The sequence below is a fragment of the Planococcus sp. A6 genome (assembly GCF_028823615.1).
GTDB lineage: Bacteria > Bacillota > Bacilli > Bacillales_A > Planococcaceae > Planococcus.
The window spans coordinates 1-1,219 of record NZ_JAPEHT010000254.1; the positions used below are offsets into that span (position 1 = coordinate 1).

The window sequence follows — 1,219 nt, forward strand, 5'->3', positions numbered from 1 at the left end:
TCGCCTGAAAGTCTATTGACGATCCGTGGCGGCGAGATGGTGACCAATCCCATCGCCGGTACAAGAAAACGCGGCAAGACGGAAGCGGAAGATAAAGCGCTTGAGAACGAATTGCTGGGGGATGAAAAAGAGCGGGCAGAGCACCAAATGCTCGTCGACCTCAGCCGCAATGACGTCGGCCGCGTTGCAAAAGTCGGCACGGTCGCGATCCCGAAATACATGGTCATCGAGAAGTACCAGCACGTCATGCACATCGTGTCGGAAGTGACCGGCGAATTGGAAGGTGCGATGCATCCGCTAGATGCGCTTGTGTCCTGCCTGCCTGCTGGTACGGTATCGGGTGCGCCGAAAGTGCGTGCGCTGCAGCTCATCCAGCAATTTGAAGAGGAACGGCGCGGCGTCTATGGCGGCGCTGTCGGTTACCTCGGCTTCAACGGTAATCTCGATGTGGCGCTCGCCATCCGGACTTTCGTCGTTAAAGACGGCACGGTCCACGTTCAAGCGGGAGCGGGCATCGTCTTCGATTCCGAACCGCAAGCCGAATACGAGGAAACGCTCCATAAAGCGCGTTCGTTGACGGAGGTGTTCGGATGATTCTATTAATCGATCATTATGATTCATTCACTTACAATATCTATCAAGCGGTGGCGGCACTCGGCGAAGATGTAGAAGTTGTACGCTATGGCCAATTGAGCTTGGATGACATCCGCAGCAAACAGCCTGAGGCGATTATTTTATCTCCTGGCCCAGGTCATCCGAGAGATGTCCCTGAATCGCTCGAGTTGATCCGTGAACTTTACCGTGATGTGCCGATCCTGGGCATTTGCCTGGGACAGCAATTACTCGGTGAGGCATTCGGCGGCCGCGTCACAGAAGCGCCGGCTATCCGCCACGGCAAAGTCTCGGAAGTTTCACATAGCGCAACGGATTTGTTCGCGGACATGAACGAGCGGGTTCCTGTTATGCGCTATCATTCGCTGGCTATCGAAAAGGCATCCTTGCCCGAATGCTTTACTATACAGGCAGAAGCGTTGGATGATGGCACGATGATGGCCATTAAGCACAAAGACTACCCGGTCTACGGGCTGCAGTTCCATCCGGAATCGATCGGGACGCCGGAAGGCACCGATATGATGGCGAGGTTCTTGGAACTTGCGCGCGAAAGCCGGCTCCACATGCAGCCAGCCGACTGTGATTAAAGATATGGACATAACAACAG

2 protein-coding genes are annotated in these 1,219 nt (G+C 54.9%); both read left to right on the forward strand.

Annotated features, from left to right (window positions below; translation table 11 throughout):
• Positions 1 to 594 (forward strand): anthranilate synthase component I family protein (locus ON064_RS18290; protein ID WP_274625881.1); only part of this gene is annotated, 594 nt, incomplete at its 5' end.
• On the forward strand, positions 591 to 1,199 hold the full coding sequence (locus ON064_RS18295) for an anthranilate synthase component II (RefSeq protein ID WP_274625882.1): 609 nt from the start codon (positions 591 to 593) through the stop codon (positions 1,197 to 1,199). The genes ON064_RS18290 and ON064_RS18295, both read left to right, overlap by 4 nt.
• Positions 1,200 to 1,219 lie beyond the last annotated feature (20 nt).

Excerpts from the sequence above, each read along its gene's own strand:
- ON064_RS18295 (WP_274625882.1), top strand. The coding sequence starts at position 591 with ATGATTCTATTAATCGATCATTATGATTCATTCACTTACAATATCTAT.